Genomic DNA, 25,972 nt, shown 5'->3' on the forward strand with positions numbered 1-25,972 from the left:
CGGTCAGGTCGGTCAGCGCGTGAAGCGCAGCGCGGGGGCGAACGGCGCGCCGGTATCGCTTTCGCCGCGGCGGAACACCCAGCGTTCGGCCGGCACGCCCGCGACGGCCGCCGCCGCATTCGGCGCGCGCACCGCGACGAACGTCGCGTCGCAGCCGACCGCGATTCCGTAGTTATCCTTGCCAAGCACGCGCGCGCCGGCGTGCGTTGCCATGTCGAGCGCGATGCCGAGCGCTTCGTCGGTGTAGAAGCCCGACCGGTAGCCGACCATCATCGCGCGCTGCAGCATGTCGCCGTTTCCGTACGGCCACCACGCGTCGCGGATGTTGTCGTTGCCGGCGAACACGTGCACGCCCGCGTCGCGCAGCTGCCGCACCGGCGGAAACGCGCAGTCGCCCGGCGCGTTCGTCAGGATCGACACGCCGGCTTCGGCCAGCGCCGCCACCGTGCGTTGAACGTCGTCGTAGCCGACTTCGCCGAGTGCATACGCGTGGCTCACGTTCACGCGCCCGCCGAGCCCCGCCGCGCGCGTGCGCGCCGCGATCCGCAGCAGTTGCGCGATGCCGGTGTCGCCCGGTTCGTGCAGATGGATGTCGATCTTCGCGCCGCGCTTTTCGGCGATGCCGAACACGATGTCGAGCTGGCCGTCCGCGTCGCCGTCGAGCGTCGTCGGGTCGATCCCGCCGACCACGTCCGCGCCTTCGCGCACGGCCGCGTCGAGGATCTCGGCGGTGCCCGGGCACGTCACGACGCCGGCCTGCGGAAACGCAACGAGTTCGATGTCGACGATCCCGCGCCATTGTTCACGCGCGGCCATCACGGCCTGCAGGTTCGACAGGCCGGTCGTCGCATCGACATCGACGTGGCTGCGCATCGCGACCGTGCCGAACGCGGCGGCCTGCGCGATCAACGCGTTCGCGCGCTCGACGATCGGCGGTGCGGCCGCGAGCTGGCGCTTCTCGACCGCGAGCCGCTCGCGCAGCGAACCGACCGATTCGTGCGGCACCCAGCGATCGCCGACGAAGCTCTTGTCGAGATGGATATGGCCGTCGACGAAGCCGGGCAGCACGACGCGCCCGTCGAGGTCGATCGTTTCCGTGCCGGGCGCAGCCGCGCAATCGGCACCGATCGCGGTGAAGCGGCCGTCGCGGACGACGAGGTTGATGGGCTGGCCGCCGGCGTCGACGGCGTTGATGAAGATACGATCGGTCATGGCTCGGAATGTGGGGCAGTCGCTGCGCGACACCGGCGCGGACAGGGGAAGGAACCGCGGCCGGCGCGGCGCGACCGTTGGCAGGGAATCCGGCCACGATATCGGACGCTGCCGCCCGAGGCCAATTAAATGTCGCGATGCCGCGCATTCGATTTCGCGATGCGCGGCGTGTGCGCCCGCGGTTCATTGCGCGGCGATGGGGCTGGATCGACGTGGAAACGGCGGAAATACCGATGGCCGAGCAGCGGCGGCATCACCGGAACTCAAGCGCCCGAAGGCCGCCTCGCGCCGTTGCCGGCCCACGCTTGCGCGCCCCGCCCGGCCGGCGATTTACGCGGCAACAGACTTTACACGTTGTTACCCGGCCGCACCGGACGTGCATCCGGCCATTCCTTATACTCACGCCGAGTTCGCCACCCGTCCCGGAATCCTTCGGCGGACACGTTGCCGATGCAGGAAACACATGATGCGCATGCCTTCCACGAAGACCGTTCTGTTCGCCTCGCTCGTCGCCGTGGCGGCGCTTCCGCTGACCGCCTGCGTCGCGCCGGGTTATTACGGCGCGCAGCCGGGTTATCCGCAGCAGCAATACGCGACGCCCGGTTATGCGCAGCCCGCGTATTCGCAGCCGGGCTACGTGCAGCAGCAACCGGCCTATCCGAACCAGGCGCCGCAACCGTACGACCAGTACGGCAACCAGCCGCAATACGGGTCGCAGCCGTATGATCAGTACGGCAATCAGCAACAGCAATACGGCAACGGCTACGGCACGCAGTACGGCACGGTCGCGAACATCCAGCCGGTCAACGGCTCGGTCGGCCCGTCGGGCGTCGCCGGCACCGTCGTCGGTGCGCTGATCGGCGGCGTGCTCGGCAACCAGGTCGGCCGCGGTCACGGCCGCGATGCGGCCACCGTGATCGGTGCGCTCGGCGGCGCGGTCGCGGGCAACCAGATCGGCCAGCAGATGGGCGCGGCGCAGCCGCCGAGCAGCTATCGGATCGACGTGCAGGTCAGCGACGGCTCGACGCGCTCGTTCGACGTGCAGTCGCCGGGCAACCTGCGGCCGGGCGATCGCGTGCAGATCAACGGCAATCAGCTGTCGCGGTATTGATGCCGGTTCGGTGCGCCCTCTAACCTGAGCGGGCGCACGTTGCGCGTGTGATGTCGTGTGCGGGTACGGCACGACGGCGCATCTGTTTTACGTCATCCTCATCCTTCGTGCCGACGCGGCGCGCATCACGCGCCGCCGGTACGCCGCAGTGCCTCCGCCTGCGTGTCCGCTTCCCGCGCGACGTTTCGCACGTCCGTTGCACCGCTCGCCCGCTCAAACCTGCCGCATTGCCGTCACACGCGCACCTACCGCGAAACGCGATCCCACTCGGATGAGCGACGCGGCCGGGATGCAACACGCATCGAACGCCGCCACGCGACATCCGGATTCCTATTAGGATAAGCACGATGCATCCCGCGGCCGCAACGGCCCGCGCCGGCATGCACGTCCCCCAAACCGGAATACCCCGATGACGATCACGACCCGCCTGCTCGACGCGGCCGACGCCGCCCGTTTCCAGACCGTCCGCCTGCGTGCGGTCGACACCGCGCCCACGTCTTTCCTGCCGACACTCGACGAAGAATCGCAGGTACCGGTCGATGAATTCGCGACGCGCATCACGCCGACCCACGAGCGCGCGGTGTTCGGAGCATTCGACGGCGACACGCTCGTCGGCATCACCGGCGTGCGCCGCGATGCGCGCGTGAAGATCGCGCACAAGGCGACGATCTGGGGCGTGTTCGTCGATCCCGCGTATCGCGGGCAAGGCATCGCGCAAACGCTGCTCGAAAACGCGACCGCGCATGCATCGCAAGCGTGGCAGTGCAAGCAGCTGATGCTATGCGTGAACGAGGTCAACGCCAACGCCGAGCGGCTGTATGCGTCGCAAGGGTTTGTCCGGTTCGGCACGGAGCCGCGCTCGATGTTTCTCGACGGGCGGTTCTACGACGAGCATCACATGGTCAAGACGCTGGCCTGACGCGTTCGATCCGGTTTGCGTGCGCGCGCATCGATCGACGTACGCGCACGCCCTGCTCATTCACATCACGTCACCGCTTGTCGGAGATCGTCGCGTTGACGACCTGCCCGGCGATCGTCACGTTCGCGAGCGTCATCGCGCTCACGTTGAACGCATAGATCGGCCCCGGCGACGTGACCGTCGGCGTGCCTGACGCAACCGGCGTGCCGAAGTCGCAATCGCTGATCGTCACGCCCGAGATCGGCTGCACGGCCGGCGCGGGCGGCGTGCCGTTGTAGTCGAACGCGACCGGCCCCTGCGCGACGATCGCCTGGAAGCACGATGCGGTCACGCCGTTCAGCGTCACATTGCTCGCCTTCACGCCCGAGATCGTCACGTTCTGCACGACCGGCGGACGCGTGCGCACCGCGTCGTTCGCGGGCTGATAGTCGCAATCGAACGTGATGATGCCGCCCTGCGCGGCCGACGGGTTGCCGGCCGACGGCGTGACGACGCCGAGCGGCACGCTCGCGTTGATCGGGCTGCCCGCGAGCAGCGCGCTGCCGTAGCCGCCGCCCTTCTGCGTCAGGCCGTTCGGCAGCGTGACGCCCTTCACGTGGAAATCCTTCACGTAGCCGCCGCGATTCATGTTGGTCTTCACGCGGATCGCGATGTTCAGCGGGTTGGTCTGCCAGTTCGCGTTCAGCATCGACAGGTTCGTCGCATAGATCTGCTCGACGCCGCCGCCCATCTCGCTGCCGAGCGTGATGCCGCCGTGCCCGCTGTTCATCGTGCAGTTGCGGATCAGGTGCCGCTTCGCGGGGCCGTATTCGGTGTCGCGATCCTTGCCCGACTTGATCGCGATGCAGTCGTCGCCGGTATTGAACGTGCAGTCCTCGCACAGCACGTCGGTGCACGCGTCCGGATCGAAGCCGTCGTTGTTCGGGCCGATGCTGTTCGTCGTCACGCCGCGAATCACGACATGGCGCGATGCGGTCGGATGGTGCTGCCAGAACGGCGTGTTCTGCGTCTGGTAGTTCTCCATCAGCACGTTCGTGCAGCCAATGAATTCGATCATGCACGGCCGCAGGTAATGGCCGAGGCCGAAGATGCGCTTCTCGACCGGCACGCCGGCCTCGGACAGCGCGGGCAGATAGTTCTGGTCCTGCTGCCACGGCGTGACCGGCGACGTGAGCAGCGCGTAGAGCGCGTCGGGAATCGCGGGCGCGACGATCCGCAGGTCGACGTTGTTCGGGTTCGCATACGCCTGGCCCGGTACCCCCGCGGCTGCGCCGTACGCGCCCGACGAGCCCTTGTAGGTCCACCAGCACACGCTGCCGGCCCCGCTGCCGGAGAACGGCGTCATCGCCTGCCCGTTGAGCACCGAGGTCGGGCCCTCGCCCGTCAGCGCGATGTTCGTCGCGTTGCGCGCGTAGACGGGCGCACCGTAGTTCAGGCAATCGTTCGCCTGCCAGCGGCTGTAGTACAGGCGGCCGTTCGCGCCGCAATCGACTGGGCCGTCCTTCGCGTAGTCGGCCGGGTTCGGGCTGAAGTAGATCGTGCAGTTCGCGCTCAGGTGGAAGGTCACGTTGCTCTGCAGCACGATCGGCCCCGCGCAATACCAGTTGCCGGACGGCACGACGACCCGGCCGCCGCCCTCGCGGCGGCACGCGTCGATCGCCGCGAGAAACGCCGGACGCGAATCGAATGCGCCGGGTGCGGTCGTCAGTTCGGAACCCGGGCTCACCGGCGACTTCGCGACGTTGTACGGCGACGTTTGCGCGACCGTCGCGCACGGGCGCGCGCCGTAGTGCGTCACGTCGAAGTCGCGTCCGCGCAGCGCGAGCCGCGACACGTGCGCGAGCGACGCGGCGATGCGCGCCGCCGCGCCATGTTCGCCCCAGACCAGGTCGACCGCCGATGCATTGGGCATGCTGCCTCCCGCAAAAGCCCGGGTGGCCGCGAACGGTCCGCCGAGCACGGCGCCGCCGGCGAGTGCGCCGGTCCAGCCGATGAATGCGCGGCGCGACACCCGCTTCGACGAGGGCGATCGGACAAACGAAAACGGACGACGGCTGTTTGCGGCCATGGGCACTCCTTCAGTGTATGAGGGTATCGACGCGCCGGGCGGCGGAGCGTTATTTATACGTCGTCGTACTACATCGCGCAGTCTAGACGCGATCGAAGCCGGACACGTATTTGTCGTTTACCCTGTTTTTTCTGCCTTATTACACTAGATGTGTGCGCACACTCACATCTGCGAGTGCATCTTTAGAGATATGTTGTCGTATGTTTATGCGCAAAAACTCCAACAAGAATCCGTAGTCGACGACGCTTGCCGGAGCGATGTCCCTGCTCGCCATCCACCACGACCGCCGCCCTGCGCCGGCTCGTGTCGTGCCGTCGCCGTCGCAGTCGGTTCGAACCTCCGCACCCGCCCGCTACCAACCCGCCTCCGTAATTCCGCCCCTGTTCAGCCCCCCGTCGCCCACGCTATCGTTTCCCATCTTCACAGCCCCGGAGCCCCACTTGCCTTCCCGCCACGGAGTCGACCTCATCCGCGCCCGCGCACTGTTCGACCGCGAACGCCGCGCCTTCACCGAAGCCATGCCGACCTCCCGCGCGCTGTCCGCGGAAGCGTCCGAGCACCTGCTGTTCGGCGTGCCGTTGCACTGGATGCAGGATTGGTCGACCCCGTTCTCGCTGTACGTGAAGGAAGCGCGCGGCGCGACGTTCACCGACGTCGACGGCCATCGCTATGTCGATTTCTGCCTCGGCGACACCGGCGCGATGTTCGGCCATGCGCCCGAACCGGTCGCGCGCGCACTCGTCGAGCAGGCCACGCGCGGCTACACGACGATGCTGCCGAGCGAGGACGCCGCGTGGGTGTCGCGCGAACTCGCGCGCCGCTTCCGGCTGCCGGTCTGGCAGTTCGCGCTGAGCGCGAGCGACGCGAACCGCTTCGTGCTGCGCTGGGCCCGCGCGGCGACCGGCCGCAACACGATCGTCGTGTTCAACGGTTGTTATCACGGCACGGTCGACGACGTGTTCGTCGATCTCGTCGACGGCCGCCCGGTGCAGCGCGACAGCCTGCTCGGGCAGTCGTACGACTTGCTCGCGAACACGCGCGTCGTCGAATTCAACGATCTGGATGCGCTCGAAGCGGCGCTGAAGGATGGCGATGTCGCGTGCGTACTCGCCGAGCCCGCGATGACGAACATCGGAATGGTGCTGCCCGAGCCGGGCTTCTGGGAAGCAGCACGCGAACTGACGCGCCGCTACGGCACGCTGCTCGTGATCGACGAGACGCACACGATCAGCAGCGGCCCGGGCGGCTACGCGGTCGCGCACGATCTCGAACCGGACCTGCTGGTGGTCGGCAAGCCGATCGCGGGCGGCGTGCCGTGCGCGGTGTACGGCTTCAGCGCGGCATTCGCGGAACGTGCGAAGCAGGCGAAGCTGAACGCGCCGCCCGGTCACTCCGGAATCGGCACGACGCTCACCGCGAACATGCTCGCGATGCATGCGATGCGCGCGACGCTGGCCGAAGTCGCGACCGACGCCGCGTATGCGCACATGTTCGAACTGGCCGCGCAGCTGGCCGCCGGGCTCGAACAGGCGATCGCGAAACACGGGCTGCCGTGGTGCGTGACGCGCATCGGCGCGCGCACCGAGTTTCAGTTCGCGCCCACACCGCCGCGCAACGGCACGCTTGCCGGGGCACAGCTCGACAGCGAACTCGAACACATCGTGCACCTGTACCTGCTGAATCGCGGCGTGCTGATCACGCCGTTCCACAACATGATGCTCGTGTGCCCGCAGACAACAGCCGACGATGTCGACCAACTCGTCGCGCAATTCGACGCGTGCCTGGGCGAACTGGTGTGACGTGATGCGCGGTGCGGCGCAGCGGCCACGGCTGGCGCGCACCCACCGCGCTACCCGCTACGCTGCCCGCAACGCGCGCCGCGCCACTTCCGCGAAATAACGCGCGCCGACCGGCAGGATCTCGTCGTTGAAATCGTACGTCGCGTTATGCAGCGGCACGCCGCCGCGCTCGGCCGCTTCGCCGTTGCCGATGAACACGAAATTGCCGGGCACGACCTGCAGGAACGCGCCGAAATCCTCCGAGATCATCATCGGCTGCACGTCGGCGTTCACCGCGTCGGCGCCTGCGATCTGCGCCGCGGCCTGCACAGCCGCGTCGATCCATTCCGGAGAGTTCACCGTCGGTGCGAACTCGTGCGTGTAGTCGAACGTGCAGGTCGCGCCGTGCGTGCGGCAGATCCCTTCGCTGATCTCGCGCATCCGCGTTTCCAGCAGCGCCTGCACGTCGCGCGAATAGCTGCGCGTGTCGCCCCTGATCGTCACGGTCGACGGCAGCACGTTGCGCAGCCCGTCGGTGATGAACTCCGTGCACGAGATCACCGCCTGCTGGCCCGGATCGAGATTGCGCGACACGATCGTCTGCAGCGCGAGCACGATCTGCGAACCGATCACGATCGGATCGATGCCCATGTGCGGACGCGCCGCATGCGTGCCGCGCCCGTCGATTCGGATCACGAAATTGTCCTCGCTCGCCATGATGCCGCCCGCGCGCGTCGAGAACGTGCCCGCGCGCATGCCCGGCATGTTGTGCGCGCCGAAGATCGCGTCGACCGGAAAGCGCTCGAACAGCCCGTCGGCCATCATCGACTTCGCGCCGCGGCCATGCTCCTCGGCCGGCTGGAAAATGAAGCGCACCGTGCCGTCGAAATCCTTGCGTTCGGCCAGCAGCTGCGCCGCGCCGAGCACCATCGACATGTGGCCGTCGTGCCCGCACGCATGCATCTTGCCGGGCGTGCGCGACGCATGTTCGCGGCCCGGCGCGTGTTCGGCGATGTTCAGCGCATCCATGTCCGCGCGGATGCCGATCGCGCGCCGGCCGGTACCCACCGTCAGGTTCGCGACGAGCCCCGTGCCGCCGATCCCGCGATGCACGTCGAGCCCGAGCGTCGTCAGGATGCGCGCGACGTAGTCCGACGTGTTCACCTCTTCGAAACCCGTCTCCGGAAACTGATGCAGATGACGGCGCCAGGCCTTCAGTTGCCCCTGCAGCGTGCTCTCTTCCATTGTGTCCATTGCGCTTGCCTCGTCGGTCGTTGTGTCGTTCAGGCCGCTACCGTCGCGCGGTTCAGCCAGTCGCGCTGCCGCGCGAGCACCGCGTCGGCCGTCTCGCCGACGCAGTTTCGGTACACGGACGGCGCCGTTGCACCTTCCGTATTGATCGCCAGCACGCGCGAATGCGCGTCGAGCCCCGCCTGCCGCGCGCTCGCAGGGTCGCGCATCAGCACGTCCAGCCCCGCGACGCCCGCCGCACCCGATTCGCCGGCGACGAGCGGCACGTCGCGTTCGCTGCCGGCCGCGAGGCCGCGCATCGCCTGCACCGCATCGTCGTCGCCGATCAGCATGAAGTGGTCGATGCACATCTCGAGGAAATCCCACGCGAGCGGCGACGCCTCGCCGCATGCGAGCCCGGCCATCACCGAATCGACGCTGCCGCTCGCTTTGGTCGCGCGTCCCGCGAGCGCGCTCTGGTACAGGCAATCGGCCTGGCGCGGCTCGACGACGATGAAATGCGGCCGCTGCGCGCCATCGCGCTCCCACAGGTAACTCGCGACGCCCGCCGCGAGGCCGCCCACACCGCCCTGCAGGAACACGTGCGTGAACGGTCGCCCATCGTCATGCGCCGCCTGCGCGGCGGCCTCGGCGGCGATCACGCCGTAGCCCTGCATCACGTCGCGCGGAATCGCCTCGTAACCGTCGTACGACGTATCCGACACGACATACCAGCCGTTCGCCTGCGCAAGCTGCGCCGCGCAGACGACCGACTCGTCGTAGTTCCCCGCGATGCGCACGATCCGTGCGCCGTACGCCGAGATCGCGCGTTCGCGTTCGGCGTCGACATTCGCGTGCAGCACGATCACGCAGCCGCAGCCGATCGCGCGCGCGGCAGCCGCCAGCGCGCGGCCGTGATTGCCGTCGGTCGCGCTGATCACCGTCAGGTCGACCAGCAGCGATGCGTAGCGGCCCGTGATCAGCCCTTGCGGATCGAGATCGTGGGTGCGCCGCAGGCGCTTCACGAGCCGCAGCAGCGCAATCGGCGCGCCGAGCGCCTTGAAGCTGCCGAGCGGCGAGCGGCACGACTCGTCCTTCACGCTGACGCTCGCGACGCCGAGCCGCGCGGCGAGATCCGGCAGCGCGCGTAGCGGCGTGCGCGCGTTGCCGACGAGCGGCCAGTGCGCGAGCCACGCGCCGCTTTCGTCGGCCGACGCGATGTTCATCACGCGGCGCAACGCGTTGGGATAGGCGGCGCGCGATGCGCGGGGGTTGGCGATCAGCATGGCGAAAGGCTCCGGAGCCGGACCGCGCCAGCGGTCCGTCGGGTGGGTCGGATCGGGCAAGCGCGGGTTGCACGCGCCGCCGGTTGGAAAATAATATTGCGCATGCCGATCAATTAATTCGCCAAATCAGTCGCTCCGACGCAAAAATTTCTCATTCTTTCGAGGTTTCAGACCATCATGTCCACCCCGCTCGATGCGTTCGATCGCAAGCTGCTGATGGAAATCCAGCGCGACGCACAGACGCCGCAGGCCGAGCTCGGCACGCGCGTCAACCTGTCGACCGCCGCCGTGAACCGGCGCTTGCGGCGTCTTGCTGAAGACGGCGTGATCGAGCGCTACACGGCCGTGGTCGCGCCGGACAAGGTCGATCATCCGCTGACGATCGTCGTGAACGTCGAGGTCGAAAGCGAGCAGATCGACCAGCTCGACGCGATGAAGCGGTCCTTCGAGCGGTGCCCGCAGATCCAGCAGTGCTACTACGTGACGGGGGAATGGGATTTCGTGCTGATCCTCGCCGTGCGCAATATGGATCAGTACAACGCGCTCACGCGCGAGCTGTTCTTCGCGAACAACAACGTGAAGCGGTTCAAGACGCTGGTGAGCATGAGCCGCGTGAAGGTCGGGCTCGAGGTGCCGGTCGAACCCGGCGAATGAGTGCGGCAATGAAGCGGCCGGCGCACAACCGCGTGCGCCGGCCGCCTCCCATCCACGGCTACGTTAACGACAAATGAAGCTCGCCGCCGAATTCACGTCGCCCGAGCCGTTGTAGCGCGCCACCTGCGGATACGGGCACAGCGGACGCGTGCGCCCAGCCCCCCACGACGCGGGCACGTCCGCATTCGGCACCGCGTTGGTCGCATCACGCGCGGCGGCCACGATCGCGGCGGGCGCCTGCCCCTGCTCGACCCACGCAACCAGCGGCGTCAGCATGTCGAACTGGTCGGCCGCCGGCCCGCCCGCACAGTGGTTCATCCCGGGCACCGGATAGAAGCGCGCGAAGCTCGACGCATCGCCGCCGTTCGCCTGCGCGACCCGCTGGTACCAGTCGCTCGTGTCGTTGAACGAGAACACCGGGTCGCCGGTGCCGTGATAGACGAGCAGCTTCGCGCCGCGCGACTTCAGCGCGGCCAGGTTCGTCTCGTCGGGCGGCGTCATGAACGACCACGCGGATTGCGTGTACACGCCGTTCGTCGCGAAGATCGCCGGCGCGTCGTTGTCCATGTCGAAGCCGAGCGCGAAACCGGGCAGGTTCGCGAGCGTCGCGGTGCTTTTCGGCGGCGACATGAACGTGAACGCCATCGCGACCGGATCGAGCGTGATGGAATTCGATTGCTTCCACGCGGCCCAGCCGCCGCCGGCCACGCCCGGATCGTACGGAAAGCTCGCATAAAGCGCCGTGCCCGCGCTGTTGTGCGCCCCCGCGAACACGTTCTCGAGCGCGGTTTTCTGCGCGGTCGTCAGGCATGCGCCGGTACGCGTGCCGTTCGCGCAGGTCGGGATGTCCGTCTCGACGCTGAAGTGCGCCTGGCACGCGGCGACGTCCTGCACCATCCCGTCGGCCACGCCGTCGAGCGCGTCGCATTTGTCGAGGATCTTCGCGCCGACGAACTGGCGCTCGGCATCGGTGAAGCCGCTGCGGATGTCCGGCAGCCCGTTCGATCCCGTCGCCGACGCGATCTTCGCGAACTGCTGCGCGCCGTACATCTCGCCGATCGCCGCCTTCGGCAAATGGAAGCCCGGATCGCCCGCGATGATGCCGTCGTAGTCGCCCGGGTTGCGCACCGCCGTGACCATCGCGTGACGCCCGCCGTTCGAGCAGCCGCCGAAATAGCTGCGATCGGGCGCCTTGCCGTAGGCCAGCCGGATCACCTGCTTCGCCATCGGCGTCAGCGCGTCGACGGCGCCGTAGCCGTAGTCGAGCCGCGCCTGCGGATCGAGGCCGAACAGCGGGTTCTGCGCGGCGCTGTGCCCGGAATCCGAGCTGATCACTGCGAAGCCCTGGTTCAGCGCATCGGTCAGCGGCCCGCCGCCGCCGATCTCGCCGGTCGCGGTCACGACGTTGCCGTCGAGCCCGCCGTTCGCCTGGTAGAAGAAGCGGCCGTTCCACGCCTTCGGCAAGCGCATCTCGAAGCCGATCGCGTAGGTCTGGCCGTCCACCGCGCTCACGCGCGGGTTCATGTTCCCTTCGATCACGCAGTGCTCGGCGATCGGCTGGCCGGCCACCGTCAGCGCGCCGGCGGCCGCGGTCGTCACCGACGTGAACGACGTGTTCGCATACGCAAGCTTCGCGGCGAGCGCGTCGCAGGTCTGCGCCATCGCGGCCGGCGTCGCCGCGCTCAGGTGCGTGGGCGCGGAGCTGACCGAATCGTCGCCGCCGCAACCGGCGAGTATCGCGGCGGACAGCGGCGCAATGCAGAGGAATGCAGATTTTCTGTTCAAGATACCTCCCGTTGTTCAGGCTGCCGACTCAGAACATGTGCTTGACGCCGACCATCGCGCCGAGCTGCCCCATCCCTTCGCCCGGCGTCGTGCCGGGGCCACCGCCGCTGACCGCGTAGCGTGCGTGCGCGCTGTTCCACAGATACGAGCTTTGCGCGTAGACCGACGTGCGCTTCGTCAGCAGATAGGTCGCGCGCAGCGTCGCCATCGTCGCGCGCGTGTCGTGTGCGCTGTTGACGATCCGGTAGCCTTCGCCGTCGACGACGAAATCGGGCTTGACCGTATACGACGCCCCGACGAAGAACAGGTCGGAATGCGCGCCGGGCGCGGCCGGCGAACCGGTCGACACGCGCCGCCCGATCCAGCCCGCGCCGATCCGCGCGCCCGCCGCCTGTGCATACGCGCTCACGTGAATTCGTGCGTCCTTGCCCGCGCTGCTCGTGAACGCGACCGGCGCGACGCCGTCGAAGAAGTTCGCGGCCGCGCCGGTGCCGCCGCGCTGCTCCTCGTACGACGCCGCCGCGCCGAAATATGCGCTGTCGTACTTGAGCATCGCCGACCAGTCGCGGCATTCGACCGCGTGGCCCGGCACCTGCCCCGCGCACGTGCCCTGCCCCGGCGAGTTGCCGGTGCCGGCGCTGTCGCGGCCGAACGAATAGGCGGCGCCGAGCGTCACGCCGCGATAGGTGCCCAGGTAGGTCACCGCGTTGTCGGCGCGGCCGTTCGGCACGTACGCGTCGAACGAACCGAGCCCGTAGATGTCGGGGCCGATGATGTCCGCGCCCTGCAGCGCGAGGTAGGTCATCGTGTACTGGCGGCCGAACGCGAGCGTGCCGAAGCCGCCCTTCAGCCCGACGAACGCCTGCCGCCCGAACAGCCGCCCGCCCTGGCCGAGATCGCCGCCGCGCACGTTGAAGCCGCTTTCGAGCGTGAATACCGCCTGATAACCGCCGCCGAGATCCTCGCTGCCGCGCAGGCCCCAGCGCGACGGCATCTCGCCGGTCACGCCCGGCATCCGCACCACGTGGTCGCCGGCCGCGTTCGCGTGCGACACGAATTCGACGCCGGTGTCGATGATCCCGTACAGCGTCACGCTCGATTGCGCGTGCGCACTGGTCGCGGCCAGCGCGCATGCGCCGGCCGCCAGCAAGGCTTTGGTGTGCTTCATGGTTAATGTCTCCAGACCTGCGTCGATATCGCGCTCTGCCGGCGCTCGTGGGTGAAAGTAAAGAAACTCAGTCGTGTGCCTGCGGCCTGCGGATCAGCACCAGCGCCGCGATGGCGGCGACCAGCGTGACGGGGATGCTCGCGCCGATCACGACCGACGCGCTACGGCCCATCGCGAGCAGCTCGGCGGCCGCGAGCGGGCCAACCACGGAGCCGAGCCGGCCGACCGCGACCGCGGAGCCGACGCCGGTGCCGCGCATTGCGGTCGGGTAGTACATCGCGGCCAGCGCATACAGCACCGACTGGCCGCCGACGACGAACATCCCGGCCGCAAACGCCGCGGCGGACAGCCAGACGAGCCCGGGCGCGATCGCGAGCGCGGCGAGCGACAGCACGATCCCCGCGTACATGCCGCCGACGACCCGCGACGGCCGCATCCGGTCCATCGACATGCCGATTCCAAGCACGCCGAGGCCGCTGCCGATGTTGAAGAAGATCTGCACGATTCCGGCCTGACTGCGCGCGAGCCCCTTCGCCGCCATCAGCGAAGGCAGCCAGTTCAGCAGGAAATACAGCACGATCAGCGTGCAGAAATAGCTGAGCCAGAGCGCGAGCGTGGTGCCCGTGCGCGCGCCGCCGAACAGCGTGTGCGCAACGCCTGGGCGCGCGGCGCCCGATGCGCTGACGTCGAGGAACGCGCGCGATTCCGGCAGCAGCGCGAGCAGCAACGGGGCGAGCAGCAGCGGCCCGATGCCGCCGACGTAGAAGATGTGCCGCCACTCGGTGTCGCCGGCCAGCAGCACCCCGATCAGCGACGCGATCACGCCGCCGAACGGAATGCCGCAATACATCACGGCGACCGCGCTGCTGCGCGAGCGCGCGTCGGCTGCTTCGGAAGACAGCGCGATCAGGTTCGGCATCGCACCGCCGAGGCCGAGGCCGGTCAGCGCACGCACGACGACCAGCATCGCAAAGCTCGACACCTGCGCGGTCGCGATCGACAGCAGCCCGAACAGGCAGACCGACGCGATCAGCACGTGCTTGCGGCCGATCCGGTCGGCGAGCCAGCCGCCGAGCATCGCGCCCGGCAACAGGCCGAACGTGCCCGCGCTGAACGCGAGCCCCATCTGCGAAACCGTGAGCCCGAACTCGTGCGCCATGCGCGGCGCGGCGACGCCGACCGACTGCAGGTCGAGCCCCTCTAGCAACGCGATCGCGAAACACAGGCCGAGCGTCGTCGCGACGGCCGGCCTCTCGGCAACGGAAGTGTCCATGTCGTCTCCAAACCTTGTACTGCGCGTCATGCCGGGACGCATGCGCGGTGTCTTTGTCGTGATCGGACCATGCGCCAGAAATTATCAGGTAGCCTGATTCATTGTCCGAAATAAAATCCGCGCGACCAGCCGGTCGTGCGGACCGTCATCCCATCGGGGGACGGGACGATTTAATAACAGGTAACCTGATATTTCAAGTGCGCGGTACGCCGGTGTTAACCCGCAATGCGCGCGGAAGCCGGCCGGGCAAGGCCGTGCGAAACGACGAGTGTCGCGAAAACGCGGCTCAGTCGCGCAGGTTGCGCACGAACAGTTCGAGCGTGCGCTGGACCTGCACGGCGTCGGCGGCGGTGAGGTCGTCGCCGAGCATCCGGCGCTCGAGCGGCCGCAGCACCCGTTCGCATTCGCGCAGGATCGCCGAGCCTTCGTCGGTCAGGCGCAGCAGGATCACGCGGCCATGATTCGGATCGGCCTCGCGCGTGACGAAGCCGCGTGCCGCCATCGCGACCATCACCTCGTTCGCGGATTGCGGCGTGATGAACGAGCGCACCGCGAGCTGCGCATTGGACAACGCGCCGCGCGCTTCGAGCACCGACAGCGCCGTGTATTGCGCGAGCGTCACGCCGAGCGGTGCGAGCGCATCGCTCATCTGGCGACGCAGCAGCCGATCGAGATTGCCGATCAGGTAGGTCAGCCGCTGCTGGGCACGCACGGGCGGCCTGGCCTCGGTAGCACGGGCAGCGCGTTTCGCGCCGGCCGGTTTGACGGGTGTCGAACTCATGAAGGTGTCGGGAGGAATGTCGCGGGCCATCTTACCTCACGCGGCCCGCATGGCGGACAGGCTCGCATCGCCCGAATCGCCGCAACTGCCACGCTGTATACAACATGAACCCGACTCGGCGGTTTCGATCGTGGTTTACCCGCTGATTTGCACGATTCAGCTTGAACGCGCGGCGGCGATGTATACAATTTTATCAAGTAGCCTGATAACTCCGCACGCCGGCACCGGCAACGCGGCACAACCCCCGATATCCGCCATGACCGACCTCGACGCTTCGACTTCCGACACGCGCGCCGCCTCCCCGTCGCAAACGGTCCGCACGCTGCTCGGCCTGCGCGAGCTCATCGTCGGCGGAGAGCTCGCGCCCGGCGCACGCATTTCCGAACTGTGGGTCGTCGAGCGGCTGAGCGTATCGCGTACGCCGGTTCGGGCGGCGCTGATCCGGCTCCAGGAAGAAGGGCTGATCGAGCCGATCGCGACCGGCGGGTTTGCGGTACGCGCGTTTTCGGCGCGCGAGATCGGCGATGCGATCGAACTGCGCGGCACGCTCGAAGGGCTCGCCGCACGGTTCGCGGCCGAACGTGGCGTGCCGCCGTCGATGCTGCGCGACCTGCGCGCGTGCGCCGACGAGATCGACGTCCTGCTCGCCGGCCCGCTGACCGACGACACGTTCTCGCGCTACGTCGACGCGAATGCCCGCTTCCACCGGCTGCTCGCGGCCGCGGCCGGCAGCGACGTCGTCGCGCGGCAGATCGACAAGGTCGCGACGTTGCCGTTCGCGTCCGCGAGCGCGTTCGTCGTCGTGCAGTCGCTCGATCCGCGCGCGCACGAAACGCTGATCGTCGCGCAAGCCCAGCATCGCGCGGTGCTCGACGCGATCGAACATCGCCAGGGCGCGCGCGCGGAAGCGCTGATGCGCGAACACGCGCAGATCGCGCACGACAACCTGCGGCGCGTGCTCGACAGCCAGCGCGCGATGACGAAGCTCAAGGGCGGCAACCTGATTCGCCGCGACGCCGGCTGACCGGCACGCGGCACCTTCGCGCGGCGCACGACGCGCCGCTCATCCGACGACACACACGGCGTGCGCACACGCCATGGAGGAGACGTATGTTCCTGAAAAACGCGTGGTATGTGGCCTGCACGCCGGACGAATTCGCCGGCAAGCCGCTGGGGCGGCAGATTTGCGGCGAACGCATGGTGTTCTTCCGCGACGCGGACGGCGCGGTCACCGCGCTCGAGGATTTCTGCCCGCACCGCGGCGCGCCGCTGTCGCTCGGCACCGTGCGCGACGGCCGGCTCGTGTGCGGCTATCACGGGCTGACGATGGGCGCGGACGGCAAGTGCACGAGCATGCCGTGTCAGCGCGTCGGCGGCATTCCGGCGATCCGCCGCTATCCGGCCGTCGAGCGGCACGGCTTCGTGTGGGTGTGGCCGGGCGACCCGGCCCAGGCCGACCCCGCGACGATTCACCGGCTGCACTGGGCCGACGATCCGGGCTGGGCGTATGGCGGCGGTCTCTATCACATCGACTGCGATTACCGGCTGATGATCGACAACCTGATGGACCTCACGCACGAGACCTACGTGCATGCATCGAGCATCGGGCAGCCGGAGATCGAGGAAGCGCCGCCCGCGACGAAGGTGAACGGCGACACGGTCACGACCAGCCGCTTCATGGAAGGCATCGTGCCGCCGCCGTTCTGGGCCGCCGCGCTGCGCGGCAACGGGCTCGCCGACGACGTGCGCTGCGATCGCTGGCAGATCTGCCATTTCACGCCGCCGAGCCACGTGATGATCGAGGTGGGCGTCGCGCACGCGGGCAAGGGCGGTTATCACGCGGACCCGCGCGACAAGGTGTCGAGCATCGTCGTCGATTTCATCACGCCGGAAACCGAGACGTCGATCTGGTACTTCTGGGGGATGGCGCGCAGTTTCGCGGTGGACGACCGCGCGTTGACGGAGACGATCCGCAACGGACAGGGCGCGATCTTCGCCGAGGATCTCGACATGCTCGAAGCGCAACAGCGCAACCTGCTGCGCTGGCCGGACCGGCCGCTGCTGAAGCTGAACATCGACGCGGGTGGCGTGCAGTCGCGACGCGTGCTCGACCGGCTGATCGACCAGGAGCGCGCCGTCGCGCTGCCGTGCTGACTGCGTGCCGCATCGCCGCCGCATGGCGGTGCGGCGCCCCTACCCCACCATTCCCATGAAAGTCACGCTCATCCGCAAGCTTCCCGTCGCGACCGACATCTGCGCGTTCGAACTCGCACCGGCAGACGGCACATCGCTGCCGCCGTTTACGGCCGGCGCGCATATCGACGTCCACGTCGGCGGCTTCGTCCGCCAGTATTCGCTGTGCAACAGCCCGTCGGAGACGGGCGTCTACCGACTCGGCGTGCTGCGCGAGCCCGCGTCGCGCGGCGGCTCGCTCGCGATGCACGCATGCGAGCCCGGCACGACGCTCGACATCAGCGCGCCGCGCAACCACTTCCCGCTCGACCCGCGGGCCGCGCACACCGTGCTGCTCGCCGGCGGCATCGGCATCACGCCGCTGCTCAGCATGGCCGCGCACCTGATCGAGACCGGTCAGTCATTCGAACTGCATTACTGCGCGCGCGAGCCGGCGCGCGCCGCGTTCCTCGACCGGCTCGACACACCCGGGCTCAAGGCCCGCACGCGGCTCTGGTTCGACGACGCGCCGGGCGGCCAGCGCATCGATTTCTCGCACGTGCTCGCGAAGCCGGATGCGCGCACGCACCTGTACGTGTGCGGCCCCGGCGGGTTCATCGGCGCCGTGCTCGCGGCGGCCGAGCAAGCCGGCTGGGATCCTGCGAACGTGCATCGGGAGTATTTCGGCGCGGCCGGCTTAGGTGCGGCCGGCATAGGTGCGGCTAGCTCAGGCACCGCAACTGCCCCGGGCGAAGACGGAGCCGACCACGCATTCCAGGTATCGCTCGCACAATCGGGCCGCGTCGTCGACGTGCCGGCCGGCACGACGATCGTCGACGCGCTGCGCGGCTGCGGAATCGACGTGCCGGTATCGTGCGAGCAAGGCGTGTGCGGCACCTGCCTCACGCGCGTGCTGTCCGGCACGCCCGATCATCGCGACGTCTATCTGACCGACGACGAACGCGCGGCCAACGATCAGATGCTGCCGTGCTGTTCGCGTGCGGTCACGCCGCTGCTGGTGCTGGATCTGTGAAAGTGCGCGCGGCGCGGTAGACGCGCCGCCGCATGCGCGCCTTATGCGCCGCGCGCCGCGCCGGCGACGATCACGCCCGCATCGGCCGCGTCGCGCGCATACATCGCTTCGATCACGGCCGCGCGCTGCGTCAGCACCGCGCGCTGGTTGATCGAACCCTTGTCGGTGATTTCGCCGAGATCGAGCGACGGCGGCGTGTCGAGCAGGCACAGCCGCGTGATGACCGTCGCGCTGCCGGTCGCGTCGCGATTCAACCGCTGCAACAGATCCGCAAAGAACGCGCGCACGGCCGGCGCCTGCAGCACGGCGTGCACGTCGGCGTCCGGCCCCTCGCCCGCAAGGCGGCGGCAATCGTCGACGCGCGGAAAGATCATCGCGCCGACGTCGTCACGGTTCATCCCGGTCACGACCGCGTCCTGCACGTACGGCGCGCCGTTCGACACGATCCGCGCGCGCATCGGCCCGACGCTCACGAAGGTCCCCGTCGACAGCTTGAAATCCTCGGCGATCCGGCCGTCGAACATCAACCCGATCTCCGGACGCCGCGGGTCGACGAAGCGCACCGCGTCGCCGCTGCGGTAGTAGCCTTCGTCGTCGAACACCTCGCGCGCGTCGTCGCCGCTTGCGCGCCAGTAGCCGGCCATCACGTTCGGCCCCCGAAAGCGCGCCTCGAGCTTGCCGTCGATCGGCACCAGCTTCGCGTCGCAGCCAGGCGCGGGCAGGCCGATGTAGCCGGCGCCCGACATCGGCCCGGTGGTGAACATGCACGACGGCGCGGCCTCGGTCATCCCGAGGCCCGCCATGATCCGGATGCGCTCGCCGCAGTGCGCGAGCGTCACGCGTTCGAGCCGGTCCCACGCGGCCTGCGATAGCCCGGCGCCCGCGAAGAAATACATCTTCACGCGCGAGAAGAAGGTCGCGCGCAGCGCAGCGTCCGTTTCGAGCGCGGCGGTCAGCTCCTCCCAGCCTTTCGGCACGTTGAAGTACACCGTCGGCGCGATCTCGCGCAGGTTGCGCAACGTCTCGTCGAACTTGCCCGTGACCGGCTTGCCGTCGTCGATGTACAGCGTGCCGCCGTTGTACAGCGCAATCCCGACGTTGTGACTGCCGCCGAACGTGTGGTTCCACGGCAGCCAGTCGACCAGCACCGGCGGCTCGATGCCGAATTGCGGAAACGTTTCGAGCAGCATCTGCTGGTTGCTGCACAGCATCCGGTGCGTGGTCGGCACCGCCTTCGGCAGCCGCGTCGAACCGGACGTGAACAGGAACTTGGCGATCGTATCGCCCGTGATCGCATCGTGCGCGGCATCGACGCTGCCCGGCGCGGTGTCGAGCAGCGACGCGAAGCGCGTGACGCCGCGCATCCCGTCCGCCGCCGACACGACCACACGCTCGACGTCGGGCGGCACCGTCGCATCGAGCGCGGCACGGAACGCATCGCCGTCCGCGGCAAACACGAGCCCCGGCGTCAGCAGCGCCAGCGCATGGCGGAGCTTGCCGTAGTCGCTCGACACGAGCGAATACGCGGGCGACAGCGGCGCATACGGAATACCGGCCCACAGCGCGCCGAACGCGATCTGCAGATGTTCGAGATCGTTGCCGGACAGGATCGCGACCGGCCGCTCGGCCGACAGCCCGCGATCGAGCAGCGCCTGGCCGATCGCGCGTGCGCGTTCGAGCATCTGCGCATAGCTGATGCCGATCCATGCGCCGTCGGGGCCGCGCCGCGCGACGAGCCAGCGGTCCGGGTGCGCCTGCGCACCGCTGACGAGCCGATCGGTCAGCCGGCGCGGATACGCGCCGAGCGCGGTCGATGCGCGCAGGGTCCAGCAGCCGTCGCGTTGCGCGATGTCGGGCGGGGCCGCACCGATCGCGACGGGGCGGTAGCCGGCGGGGGCGGGCTGCGCGGCGGCGATGCCGCGCAGTTGGGTCGGATCCGCATCCAAGGTCTGTCTCCAGTCGGTTCCGCCGGCGCGCTCGCGGCGCGCGGCGGGAACTTCATTGTGTCGTTGTCGGTGCCGCGCCGCGGCGGCCTGCTCAGATCGGGTAGTGGCGCGGCGCGGTCTGCACGGTGATCCAGCGCAGGTCGGTGAATTCGGCGATCGACGCCTTGCTGCCGAACCGGCCGTAGCCGCTCGCCTTCACGCCGCCGAACGGCATCTGCGCCTCGTCGTGCACGGTCGGGCCGTTGATGTGGCAGATGCCCGACTCGATCCGTTTCGCGATCTGCATCGCGCGTGCGATGTCGCGGCTGAACACCGCGGCAGCCAGCCCGTATTCGCTGTCGTTCGCGGCCGCCAGCGCCGCTTCGTCGCCGTCGACGCGCTGCACGGTCACGACCGGCCCGAACGATTCGTCCGCGTAGAGCTTCATGTCGCGCGTGACGCCGTCGACGATCGTCGGCTGCATCACCGCGCCGTCGACTTCGCAGCCGAGCGGCAACGCCGCGCCGTGCACACGCGCGTCGGCGACCAGCGCCGCGATGCGCTGCGCGGCCGCCGCGCTTTCCAGCGTGCCGAGCACGACGCCCGGTGCGGCCGGGTTGCCCGCCTTCAGCGTACGCGCCTTCGCAACGAGCCGCTCGACGAACGCATCGGCGACTTGCCGGTCGACGATCACGCGCTCGGTCGACATACAGATCTGGCCCTGGTTGAAGAACGCGCCGAACGCGACCGCGTCGACCGCCGCATCGAGATCCGCGTCGTCGAGCACGAGCACCGGCGCCTTGCCGCCGAGTTCGAGCAACGCCGGCTTCAGGTGCTGCGCGGCGAGCGTCGCGACGATCCGGCCGACGCGCGTCGACCCGGTGAAGTTGACGCGCCGCACCGCCGGGTTCGCGATCAGCCGTTCGACGATCGCGGGTGCGTCCTGCGGCGCATGCGTGATCACGTTGACGACGCCATCGCCGAGCCCCGCGTCATGCAGCACGCTGCCGATCAGCCGGTGCACGCCCGGGCAGCCTTCGGACGCCTTCAGCACGACCGTGTTGCCGCACGCGAGCGGCATCGCGAGCGCGCGGGTCGCGAGAATCACCGGTGCGTTCCATGGCGCGATGCCGAGCACGACGCCGCACGGCTGGCGCACGGCCATCGCGAGGCTGCCCGGCACATCGGACGGGATCACCGCGCCGTCGATCTGCGTCGTCATCGCGGCGGCCTCGCGCAGCATGTTCGCCGCGAGCATCACGTTGAAGCCGTACCAGTTCGCCATCGCGCCGGTTTCGGCGCGGCCGATCTCGATGAATTCGCCGGCGCGGGCGTCCATCCGGTCGGCCGCCACGAGCAGCCGCCGGCGGCGCTCGGTTGGCGCGAGCGCCGCCCACGCGGGAAACGCGCGTGCGGCCGCCGCGACCGCGGCATCCGCATCGGCGAGCGTCGCCGCGGCGGCGCGCGACGCCACCTGTCCCGTCGCCGGATCGATCCGGTCGAACGTGCCGCCATCCGACGCGCCGCGCGACACGCCGTCGATCAACAAACTCACTTCGTGCATTTCGCTGTCTCCGCTCAGTCCGGTTGCGTGCCGCGTCGCGCGTCAGCGCTTGTACGCCTGCAGCCCCGGCTTGATGCTCTTGTCGTCGAGGAACTGCTTGAGGCCCTGCTCGCGGCCGCCTTCCGGATCGCGATAGTTCGCCTGGTCGAGCTTCGCGTACAGATAATCCTCGTTCTGCTCCCACGTCAGTTCGCGGCAGCGCTTGAAGCCGTGCTTCGCATTGCGGATCACGACCGGATTCTTGTCGAGCAGTTTCGCGGCGAGCGCGCGCACTTCGTCGCGCAGTTGCGCACGCGGCACGCTCTTGTTGACGAGCCCCATCTTCGCGGCCTGCTGCCCGGTGAAGGTATCGCCGGTCATGATGTAGTACAGCGCCTCGCGATGCCCAACCGTATCCGCCATCGCCTTGCTGACGAGGTTGCCCGGCGGGATGCCCCAGTTGATCTCGGATAGGCCGAACACGGCTTCGTCGGCCGCGATCGCGAGATCGCACGCGACGAGCGGCGAGAAGCCGCCGCCGAAACACCAGCCGTTGACCATCGCGATCGTCGGCTTCGCATACATGCGCAGCAGCTGCCACTGCCAGCGGCTCGCGTCGCGGCGGATCTTTTCCTGCAGGATCTCCGGGCCCGCATCCACTTCGCGGAAATACTCCTTCAGGTCCATCCCGGCCGTCCATGCATCACCCTCGCCGGTCAGCACGAGCACCTGCGCGTCGGCGTCGAGTTCGACCGCTTCCAGCACGTCGATCATCTCCGTGTTCAGCGTCGGGCTCATCGCATTGCGCTTGTCCGGGCGGTTCAGCGACACCCAGGCGATCCCGCCCTCGACCTCGACCTTCACCGTCTTCCAGCGACCTTCGTAACTCATCTTCGTTCTCCAATGATCGTGCCGCCCTGCGCGACTCGACGCCAATTTACTATCAGGTAACCTGATATGTAAAGTAGAATGGAAGCGGCTCGGGACAAACCCCTAAACGGGCACGAACGCGCGGTTTCGCGCCGCGCGGCGCCCGCCCTTCGCGACATGAGGAGACACGCTTGGACATCCGCAACCTGATTGCCATCGACACGCACGTGCATGCCGAAGTGTCGTGCTGCCAGCCGCCCGACCTGTTCGCGAAGGCCTTCGACGACGCCGCCGACAAGTACTTCGGCACGGTGCTGAAGCAGGGCCGCCGGCCGACGATTCCGGAGACGATCGCGTATTACCGCGAGCGCCGCATCGGCTTCGTGATGTTCACCGTCGACTGCGAGACGAACATCGGCCGGCGCCGCATTCCGAACGAGGAGATCGCGCAGTTCGCGCAGGACAACGCCGACGTCATGATCGCGTTCGCGAGCATCGACCCGCACAAGGGCCGCTTCGGCGCGCGCGAGGCGCGCCGCCTGATCGAAGAACACGGCGTGAAGGGTTTCAAGTTCCACCCGACGATGCAGGGGTGCTTTCCGAACGACCGGCTCGCGTATCCGATCTACGAGGTGATCGCCGAACACGGGCTGCCGGCCGTGTTCCACAGCGGCCATTCTGGGATGGGTTCAGGCATGCGCGGCGGCGGCGGACTACGTCTGAAGTACTCCGAACCGATCCATCTCGACGATGTCGCCGCCGACTTTCCGGACATGAAGATCGTGATCGCGCACCCGTCGTGGCCGTGGCAGGAGCAGGCGCTGTCGATCGCGCTGCACAAGCCGAACGTCTACATCGATCTGTCGGGATGGTCGCCGAAGTACTTCTCGCCGGAACTGGTCAAGTATGCGAACACGCTGCTCAGGCACAAGGTGCTGTTCGCATCGGATTTTCCGCTGATCCGGCCGGATCGCTGGCTGGAGGATTTCAACGGCGCCGGGTTTCGGCCCGACGTGCATCCGCTGATCCTGAAGGACAACGCGGTGGCGTTGCTGGGGCTGGGGCTAGAACCCGACGCGCCGCGCGCGTGACGCGCCGAGTGATGAATGCGCCGATCGAAGCGTGGCGGCCGGCGCGGTCGTGCGCCGATGCCGCGTTCGCCGGCCGCGCCGCGGCGCTCAGGTTGCGCGCTTCGGGATGAACCGTGCGGTCGGCAGCCCCGCATGCCGCGTCTGCGCGACGAACACGCCGCCCGCATGCGCATCGCTTGCCAGCGCGTCGTCGCTCAACCCGACGCGCGCACTCGTCACGTACAGCCGCCCGTCGCCGTCGAGCGCCGCGCAGCTCGGCTGCGCGGTCGGCACGTCGACGCGCTCCGTCTCGATGCCGTCAGGCCCGTAGCGCACCACCCGCCGGCCGCCCCACTGCGCGTTCCACAGGCCGCCGTCGCGATCGATCGTCGAGCCGTCCGGGTCGCCGTCCGGGTCGGTCAGGCGCGCGAACGGCCGCACGTTCGCGACGTCGCCATCCGTGCGGTAATCGCAGACGAAAATCTCGCGCACCAGCGAATCGCAGAAATACATCTTCGAACCGTCCGGCGAAAACGCGATGCTGTTCGCGATCGCCGCCGCCGGCAACGCGAGCCGTTCGAGCGTGAGGTCGGGATTGAGCCGGTAGAACCCGCCGACCGCGCGCGGCGGCTCGCCGCCCTCGTCCTTCATCCCGAACACGAACGCGCCGGACGGATCGCAGCGCCCGTCGTTCAAGCGCGTCGGCAGGTCGGGCTCGACGTCGACGATCCGCGTGAACGCGCCGCTGCGCAGGTCGAAGAACGCGAGATGCGTCGCGAGCCCGACGAGCAGCACGTCCGGATCATGCGTCAGCGCGAAGCACGCAAGCCGCTCGGGCATCGCCCACGGCGTCAGGTCCGAACCGTCCGCGCGGCATCGCCACAACTGCGCGCCTTCGATGTCCACCCAGTACAGCGTTTTCGTCGCATCGCACCACGTCGCGCCTTCGCCGAGCGTGTTGCGGCTGTCGGCCAGCAGCGTCGCCGACGCGGCCGGATGATTCTGTTGCATGCCGTCTCCCGATATCTGTCGCGAATGACCGTCGCGTTCGCGGGCGGCCGCGCTGCCGGTCAGATCTTCATCGCGCGCCGCTGGTTGCGACGATACTGGTCGAACAGCACCGCGAGCAACAGAATTCCGCCGCGTATCAGATATTGGTAAAAGGTCGGTACGTTCAGCAGGCTCATCGCATCCTGCACCGCGCCCATGATCAGCACGCCGACCAGCACGCCGGAGATCGTCGCGACACCGCCCGTCAGCGACACGCCGCCGAGCACGCACGCGGAGATCACGCCGAGTTCGAGGCCGACCGACGTCTTCGGGTCGCCCAGGCTCATCCGCGACGCGAGCATCACGCCGGCGAAGCCCGTCACGAGCCCCTGCAGCACGAACACCGCGATCTTGATGCGCATCACCGGCAGCCCGGCGAGCAGCGCGGCCTCGCCGTTGCCGCCCACGGCCAGCACGTTCTTGCCGAACACCGTCTTGCGCAGCAGGAAGCCGAACACGACGAAGCCGACGATGTTGCTCCAGATCGGATACGAGATGCCGAGGAACGAGCCGGCCCCGAGTTCGAAGAAGCGCTCCTCGGAGATCATCACCGCGTCGCCGTTCGACGTGATGAACGCGAGCCCGCGCACGACCTCCATCATCGCGAGCGTGACGATCAGCGAATTGATCCGGTAGCGCGCGATCAGCACGCCGTTCACGAGCCCGACCGCGCCGCCCGCGAGCACGCCGGCCGCGGTGCCGAACAGCACGCTGTGCGTCGCGGTGATCAGCGTGGACGCGACGACGCCCGAGAACGCGACGATCGACGCGACCGACAGGTCGACCTCGCCGAGCGCGAGCACGAACATCATCGTCACCGCAATCGAACCGATCAGCGTGACCGACAGCAGCAAGCCCTGGATGTTGCGCGGCGTGAGGAAGTCCGGCACGGTCAGCGACAGCGTCGCGAACAGCACGAGAAACACCATCACGATGCCGGAACGGTTGATCAGCTGCCACACGCCGCCGCGCGCTCGCGCGGGCACGGCGGCGGCATCGGGGGACGGAGAAGTGCGTTGGGGTTGCATTGCCTGGCTCATATCA

The 25,972-nt window shown here is 68.5% G+C and carries 21 protein-coding genes; 8 read left to right on the forward strand and 13 right to left on the reverse strand.

Annotated features, from left to right (window positions below; translation table 11 throughout):
- Window positions 1–12: 12 nt before the first annotated feature.
- Window positions 13–1,212, reverse strand: coding sequence for an amidohydrolase family protein (locus VL15_RS13725; protein WP_048246152.1), 1,200 nt, complete (start codon window positions 1,210–1,212; stop codon window positions 13–15).
- A gap of 463 nt (window positions 1,213–1,675) precedes the next feature.
- Here VL15_RS13725 and VL15_RS13730 point away from each other — a divergent pair, with 463 nt between their 5' ends.
- Entirely contained in the window at window positions 1,676–2,323 is a 648-nt protein-coding gene (locus tag VL15_RS13730) for a glycine zipper 2TM domain-containing protein (protein WP_048246153.1), read from the forward strand.
- Between the two features lie 409 nt (window positions 2,324–2,732).
- Window positions 2,733–3,242: a GNAT family N-acetyltransferase gene (locus tag VL15_RS13735; protein ID WP_048246154.1), complete on the forward strand. Its 510-nt coding sequence runs from the start codon at window positions 2,733–2,735 to the stop codon at window positions 3,240–3,242.
- Window positions 3,243–3,312: 70 nt separating this feature from the next.
- Here the strand turns inward: VL15_RS13735 and VL15_RS13740 are convergent, their stop codons facing one another.
- On the reverse strand, window positions 3,313–5,310 hold the full coding sequence (locus tag VL15_RS13740; protein WP_048246155.1) for a glycoside hydrolase family 28 protein: 1,998 nt from the start codon (window positions 5,308–5,310) through the stop codon (window positions 3,313–3,315).
- Between the two features lie 440 nt (window positions 5,311–5,750).
- Here VL15_RS13740 and VL15_RS13745 point away from each other — a divergent pair, with 440 nt between their 5' ends.
- Window positions 5,751–7,109, forward strand: coding sequence for an aspartate aminotransferase family protein (locus tag VL15_RS13745; protein ID WP_048246156.1), 1,359 nt, complete (start codon window positions 5,751–5,753; stop codon window positions 7,107–7,109).
- A gap of 57 nt (window positions 7,110–7,166) precedes the next feature.
- Here VL15_RS13745 and VL15_RS13750 read toward each other — a convergent pair whose 3' ends face one another.
- Both VL15_RS13750 and VL15_RS13755 read right to left on the reverse strand, forming a co-directional pair.
- Window positions 7,167–8,342 carry a M20 aminoacylase family protein gene (locus VL15_RS13750; RefSeq protein ID WP_048246157.1) on the reverse strand — a complete coding sequence of 392 codons (1,176 nt, stop codon included), beginning with the start codon at window positions 8,340–8,342 and terminating at the stop codon, window positions 7,167–7,169.
- Between the two features lie 29 nt (window positions 8,343–8,371).
- The gene (locus tag VL15_RS13755) at window positions 8,372–9,604 is read right to left on the reverse strand and encodes a diaminopropionate ammonia-lyase (protein ID WP_048246158.1); all 1,233 of its coding nucleotides are present in this window, start codon (window positions 9,602–9,604) and stop codon (window positions 8,372–8,374) included.
- A gap of 177 nt (window positions 9,605–9,781) precedes the next feature.
- On the opposite strand from VL15_RS13755, the gene VL15_RS13760 reads away from it, so the two are divergent.
- On the forward strand, window positions 9,782–10,258 hold the full coding sequence (locus tag VL15_RS13760) for an Lrp/AsnC family transcriptional regulator (RefSeq protein WP_048246159.1): 477 nt from the start codon (window positions 9,782–9,784) through the stop codon (window positions 10,256–10,258).
- Window positions 10,259–10,321: 63 nt separating this feature from the next.
- Here the strand turns inward: VL15_RS13760 and VL15_RS13765 are convergent, their stop codons facing one another.
- The 4 genes from VL15_RS13765 to VL15_RS13780 all read right to left on the reverse strand — a co-directional run bounded on the left by VL15_RS13765 (window position 10,322) and on the right by VL15_RS13780 (window position 15,265).
- The gene (locus VL15_RS13765) at window positions 10,322–12,043 is read right to left on the reverse strand and encodes a tannase/feruloyl esterase family alpha/beta hydrolase (RefSeq protein WP_048246160.1); all 1,722 of its coding nucleotides are present in this window, start codon (window positions 12,041–12,043) and stop codon (window positions 10,322–10,324) included.
- A 28-nt stretch (window positions 12,044–12,071) separates the two neighbouring features.
- Complete coding sequence (locus tag VL15_RS13770; protein WP_048246161.1) at window positions 12,072–13,211, reverse strand: porin; 1,140 nt, start codon at window positions 13,209–13,211, stop codon at window positions 12,072–12,074.
- A gap of 67 nt (window positions 13,212–13,278) precedes the next feature.
- On the reverse strand, window positions 13,279–14,484 hold the full coding sequence (gene mhpT, locus VL15_RS13775) for a 3-(3-hydroxy-phenyl)propionate transporter MhpT (protein ID WP_048246162.1): 1,206 nt from the start codon (window positions 14,482–14,484) through the stop codon (window positions 13,279–13,281).
- A gap of 286 nt (window positions 14,485–14,770) precedes the next feature.
- Complete coding sequence (locus VL15_RS13780; RefSeq protein WP_048246163.1) at window positions 14,771–15,265, reverse strand: MarR family winged helix-turn-helix transcriptional regulator; 495 nt, start codon at window positions 15,263–15,265, stop codon at window positions 14,771–14,773.
- Window positions 15,266–15,521: 256 nt separating this feature from the next.
- Here VL15_RS13780 and VL15_RS13785 point away from each other — a divergent pair, with 256 nt between their 5' ends.
- From VL15_RS13785 to VL15_RS13795, 3 genes are all read left to right on the forward strand, one after another.
- Window positions 15,522–16,289 carry a GntR family transcriptional regulator gene (locus VL15_RS13785; protein ID WP_048246164.1) on the forward strand — a complete coding sequence of 256 codons (768 nt, stop codon included), beginning with the start codon at window positions 15,522–15,524 and terminating at the stop codon, window positions 16,287–16,289.
- A gap of 86 nt (window positions 16,290–16,375) precedes the next feature.
- A complete protein-coding gene (locus VL15_RS13790; RefSeq protein WP_048246165.1) occupies window positions 16,376–17,419 on the forward strand; it encodes an aromatic ring-hydroxylating oxygenase subunit alpha in 1,044 nt (347 codons plus the stop codon).
- Window positions 17,420–17,474: 55 nt separating this feature from the next.
- Window positions 17,475–18,470: a PDR/VanB family oxidoreductase gene (locus VL15_RS13795; RefSeq protein WP_048246166.1), complete on the forward strand. Its 996-nt coding sequence runs from the start codon at window positions 17,475–17,477 to the stop codon at window positions 18,468–18,470.
- Between the two features lie 41 nt (window positions 18,471–18,511).
- Here the strand turns inward: VL15_RS13795 and VL15_RS13800 are convergent, their stop codons facing one another.
- The 3 genes from VL15_RS13800 to VL15_RS13810 form a co-directional block, all read right to left on the reverse strand.
- Window positions 18,512–20,416 (reverse strand): feruloyl-CoA synthase, encoded by a 1,905-nt coding sequence (locus VL15_RS13800; RefSeq protein ID WP_048246167.1) that lies wholly within the window; start codon window positions 20,414–20,416, stop codon window positions 18,512–18,514.
- Between the two features lie 91 nt (window positions 20,417–20,507).
- A complete protein-coding gene (locus VL15_RS13805) occupies window positions 20,508–21,959 on the reverse strand; it encodes an aldehyde dehydrogenase (RefSeq protein ID WP_048246168.1) in 1,452 nt (483 codons plus the stop codon).
- Between the two features lie 42 nt (window positions 21,960–22,001).
- Window positions 22,002–22,829: a p-hydroxycinnamoyl CoA hydratase/lyase gene (locus tag VL15_RS13810; RefSeq protein ID WP_048246169.1), complete on the reverse strand. Its 828-nt coding sequence runs from the start codon at window positions 22,827–22,829 to the stop codon at window positions 22,002–22,004.
- 170 nt (window positions 22,830–22,999) lie between these two features.
- Here VL15_RS13810 and VL15_RS13815 point away from each other — a divergent pair, with 170 nt between their 5' ends.
- Complete coding sequence (locus VL15_RS13815; protein ID WP_048246170.1) at window positions 23,000–23,899, forward strand: amidohydrolase family protein; 900 nt, start codon at window positions 23,000–23,002, stop codon at window positions 23,897–23,899.
- Between the two features lie 87 nt (window positions 23,900–23,986).
- On the opposite strand, the gene VL15_RS13820 is transcribed toward VL15_RS13815, so the two are convergent.
- Both VL15_RS13820 and araH read right to left on the reverse strand, forming a co-directional pair.
- Window positions 23,987–24,889 carry an SMP-30/gluconolactonase/LRE family protein gene (locus VL15_RS13820; protein WP_048246171.1) on the reverse strand — a complete coding sequence of 301 codons (903 nt, stop codon included), beginning with the start codon at window positions 24,887–24,889 and terminating at the stop codon, window positions 23,987–23,989.
- A 59-nt stretch (window positions 24,890–24,948) separates the two neighbouring features.
- Complete coding sequence (gene araH, locus VL15_RS13825) at window positions 24,949–25,968, reverse strand: L-arabinose ABC transporter permease AraH (protein WP_048246172.1); 1,020 nt, start codon at window positions 25,966–25,968, stop codon at window positions 24,949–24,951.
- Between the last annotated feature and the right edge of the window lie 4 nt (window positions 25,969–25,972).

It is taken from the genome of Burkholderia cepacia (assembly GCF_001039005.1).
Taxonomy (GTDB): Bacteria; Pseudomonadota; Gammaproteobacteria; order Burkholderiales; family Burkholderiaceae; genus Burkholderia; species Burkholderia theae.